Raw genomic sequence first — 3,302 nt, 5'->3', positions numbered from 1 at the left:
AGCACTGTAGCAGAATTTAATTGCTCCAACTATATATCCAGCTCCCAATTTCCGGCAACACGAATCCCCGCCCGCCATCATCCCACGCGGTAAAACGCCAAACTGCCCAAGATATTCGGCAGTTTTTCCACGCGTTTGCTGCCGGTCATGACGGCGCGTTCCAATACGCGGATGTCGTTTTTGCCGCACAGTAATTCAAAATCTTTCAGCGTGCACAAATGGATGTTCGGTGTATTGTACCAATGGTAAGGCATGCGTTCGGATACGGGCATGCGGCCGCCAAGGGCGATTTGCAGGCGGTTGTGCCAATAGCCGAAGTTCGGGAAGCTGACGATGGCTTCTTTGGCGACGCGCATCAGGCCGCGCAGGATGGTTTCGGTGTTCTGCATGGACTGTATGGTCTGGCTTAATACAATCACATCGAAGGTATTGTCGCCGAAGGCTTCCAAGCCGCGTTCCAAATCGGCTTGGATGACGTTGACGCCGCGTGCGATGGCGGCGATGACGCTGTCGGTTTTGATTTCGATGCCGTAGCCGCTGCATTGTTTGGCCGACACCAGCGCGGAGAGCAGCTCGCCGTCGCCGCAGCCTAAATCCAATACCCGGCTGCCGGCGGGAATCCAGTCGTAAATCAGTTGCAAATCGTCGCGTAATTTCATGCTTGCGCGTCCTTGTAAACGTTGTTCATATAGGCGGCGACGGCGCGGATATAGGCTTCGTCCTCCATCAGAAATGCGTCATGCCCGTGGTCGGACTGCACTTCGATATACTGCACGGGTTTGCGGGCGGCAATCAGGGCGCGCACCAGCTCTTTGGAACGCTCGGGCGAGAAGCGCCAATCGGTGCTGAAGCTGGCAACGAAGAATTTGGCCTGCACGTCTTTCAGGGCTTTTTGCAGGTTGTGGCCGTATTCGGCGGCGGGGTCGAAATAGTCCAGCGCTTTGGTCATCAGCAGATAGGTGTTGGCATCGAAACGCCCGGCGAATTTGTCGCCTTGATAGCGCAGGTAGGATTCGATTTCAAACTCAACGCCGTAGCCGTATTGATAGCCGTCCGAATGCAGGTCGCGGCCGAATTTTTCACCCAAGCCGTCTTCGGCCAGATAGGTGATATGGCCCATCATGCGGGCAATCCGCAGGCCGCGCGTGGGGATTTTGCTTTCCTGCGCGTAATGGCCGTCTGAAAAATCGGGGTCGGTTAAAATCGCCTGCCGCGCGACATCGTTAAACGCGATATTCTGCGCCGAAAGTTTGGGCGCGGAAGCAATCACCAGCGCGTGCGCCACGCGGTCGGGGTAGTCTATCGTCCATTGCAGCGCCTGCATGCCGCCCAAACTGCCGCCGACTACGGCCGCCCATTTGCGGATGCCCAGATGGTCGGCCAGCATGGTTTGCGATTTTACCCAGTCTTTGACTGTTACCACGGGGAAATCTGCGCCGTAATCTTTGCCGGTTTCCGGATTTTGCGTCAAAGGCCCGGTGCTGCCGTGGCAACCGCCGAGATTGTTCAGCCCGACCACGAAAAAGCGGTCGGTATCGATGGGTTTGCCCGGTCCGACCATATTGTCCCACCAGCCGGGGTGTTTTTCCTGCGCGGAGTGGTAGCCGGCCACATGGTGATGCCCAGACAGGGCGTGGCAGATTAATACCGCGTTGCTTTTTTCGGCATTGAGCGTGCCGTAGGTTTCAATCATCAGGTCGAAACGCGGTAAGGTTTGGCCGTTTTCCAAAACCAGCGGCGTTTCAAACGGAATTTTCTCGGGCGCGACGATCCCCACAGAGCCTTTTCTCATCATGATGTTTCCAAACTCCTACAAGAGCTGCGGCAAAAACGGTATTATAACGGCTTGAACCGCGTTTTGCACGGCATCTGCCGCACGCCGCACCGCCCGTTTTCAGACGGCAATCTCCGCTTGGACGACACCCTTTATGATAGGCCGATTATTCCGAACTTTTCTGCTGCTGGCCGCCGCCGCGCTGCTGGTTCACCGCCTGTTCAGCCGCCGCCAAAAACGCGCGCTGCGCGAAGTGGTGCAAATCAGTGCATGGGTGATGCTCGGCGCCGCTGCGGCCACCCTACTCTGGTATCTGGTCATGCTGTATTTCAAACACATTCCCGATGCCTACTGATTAACATTCCCGAGGCCGCCTGCCGTTTTCAGACAGCCGCTTCATTGCTACAATACTCGCGACCCTATTCAAAAATACACGCCATGCCTTATTTTCTGCCCGAACCCGCTCTTCCCTATACCCGCCAAAACCAAACCGCCGTTTTGCTGCTCAATCTCGGCACGCCCGATGCACCGACCGCCGCCGCCGTCAAACCCTATCTGCGCGATTTTCTCTCCGACCGGCGCGTCGTTGAGTTGCCAAAATGGCTGTGGCAGCCCATTCTGCGCGGGCTGGTGCTGACCCTGCGTCCGAAAAAATCCGCGCACGGCTATGAAAAAGTCTGGTTCGACCAAGGCTCGCCGCTGGCCGTTTACACCGAACGCCAAGCCGCCGCCCTTGCCGAGCACCTGCCCGGTATCACCGTGCGCCACGCCATGACCTACGGCAACCCCGGCATAGACCGCGTACTTGCAGAGCTGAAAGCCCAAGGCATCGGGCAGGTTTTGGTCGTCCCCCTTTATCCCCAATACGCCGCGTCCAGCACCGGCGCCGCACTGGATAAAGTCTTCGCCCAACTGCTCAAACAGCGCAACCAAATCAGCCTGCGTACCGTCACCCGCTTCTACGACGACAGCGGCTACATCCAAGCCATGAAACGCCATATCGAAGCCTATTGGGCGCAACACGGGCGCGGCGACAAACTGCTGCTGAGTTTCCACGGCATCCCGCAAAAAAGCCACGACGAAGGCGACCCCTATCCCGACGAATGCCGCCACACCGCCCGCCTGCTGGCCGAAGCGCTGGGTCTTTCCGAAAACGACTACACTGTCTCCTTCCAAAGCCAATTCGGCAAAGCCAAATGGGTCGGCCCCAGCACCCAAACCCTGTTTGACAAACTGCCCGGCCAAGGCGTTGGCAAACTTGACGTCTTCTGCCCCGGCTTTATGGCCGACTGCCTGGAAACCCTGGAAGAAATCGCCCTCGCCGGCCGCGAACAATTCCACGCCGCCGCCGGCAAACAGTTCCACTACATCCCCTGCCTGAACGACAACCCCGCCTGGGTAGCAGCCCTGGCTGATTTGGTTAAACGCCATCTGCAGGGCTGGTAAAACGTCGTCCCGTTAGATTGATACAGCGCGGCTGCATCCGACTTTAAAAGGAAGTTTAAATCTATAGTCGTAGAACTTAAAT

The 3,302-nt window shown here is 57.2% G+C and carries 4 protein-coding genes; 2 read left to right on the top strand and 2 right to left on the bottom strand.

Annotation, left to right across the window (positions count from 1 at the left end; all coding sequences use genetic code 11):
* Positions 1-77: 77 nt before the first annotated feature.
* Both metW and metX read right to left on the bottom strand, forming a co-directional pair.
* Positions 78-659 (bottom strand): methionine biosynthesis protein MetW, encoded by a 582-nt coding sequence (gene metW, locus BDE01S_RS09305; protein ID WP_066080649.1) that lies wholly within the window; start codon positions 657-659, stop codon positions 78-80.
* Positions 656-1,795: a homoserine O-succinyltransferase MetX gene (gene metX, locus BDE01S_RS09300; protein ID WP_066080644.1), complete on the bottom strand. Its 1,140-nt coding sequence runs from the start codon at positions 1,793-1,795 to the stop codon at positions 656-658. Before metX ends, metW begins: the two co-directional genes overlap by 4 nt.
* Before the next feature lie 133 nt (positions 1,796-1,928).
* Between metX and BDE01S_RS09295 the strand changes: the two genes are divergently transcribed.
* Both BDE01S_RS09295 and hemH read left to right on the top strand, forming a co-directional pair.
* Positions 1,929-2,129: a protein MIGRI gene (locus BDE01S_RS09295; RefSeq protein WP_066080640.1), complete on the top strand. Its 201-nt coding sequence runs from the start codon at positions 1,929-1,931 to the stop codon at positions 2,127-2,129.
* An 83-nt stretch (positions 2,130-2,212) separates the two neighbouring features.
* A complete protein-coding gene (gene hemH / locus BDE01S_RS09290) occupies positions 2,213-3,220 on the top strand; it encodes a ferrochelatase (protein WP_066080637.1) in 1,008 nt (335 codons plus the stop codon).
* Positions 3,221-3,302 lie beyond the last annotated feature (82 nt).

It is taken from the genome of Bergeriella denitrificans NBRC 102155 (assembly GCF_001592185.1).
GTDB lineage: Bacteria > Pseudomonadota > Gammaproteobacteria > Burkholderiales > Neisseriaceae > Neisseria > Neisseria denitrificans.
This window is presented reverse-complemented; position numbering and strand designations above follow the sequence as displayed.

Excerpts from the sequence above, each read along its gene's own strand:
- metW (WP_066080649.1), bottom strand. The coding sequence starts at position 659 with ATGAAATTACGCGACGATTTGCAACTGATTTACGACTGGATTCCCGCC.
- BDE01S_RS09295 (WP_066080640.1), top strand. The coding sequence starts at position 1,929 with ATGATAGGCCGATTATTCCGAACTTTTCTGCTGCTGGCCGCCGCCGCG.
- hemH (WP_066080637.1), top strand. The coding sequence starts at position 2,213 with ATGCCTTATTTTCTGCCCGAACCCGCTCTTCCCTATACCCGCCAAAAC.
- metX (WP_066080644.1), bottom strand. The coding sequence starts at position 1,795 with ATGATGAGAAAAGGCTCTGTGGGGATCGTCGCGCCCGAGAAAATTCCG.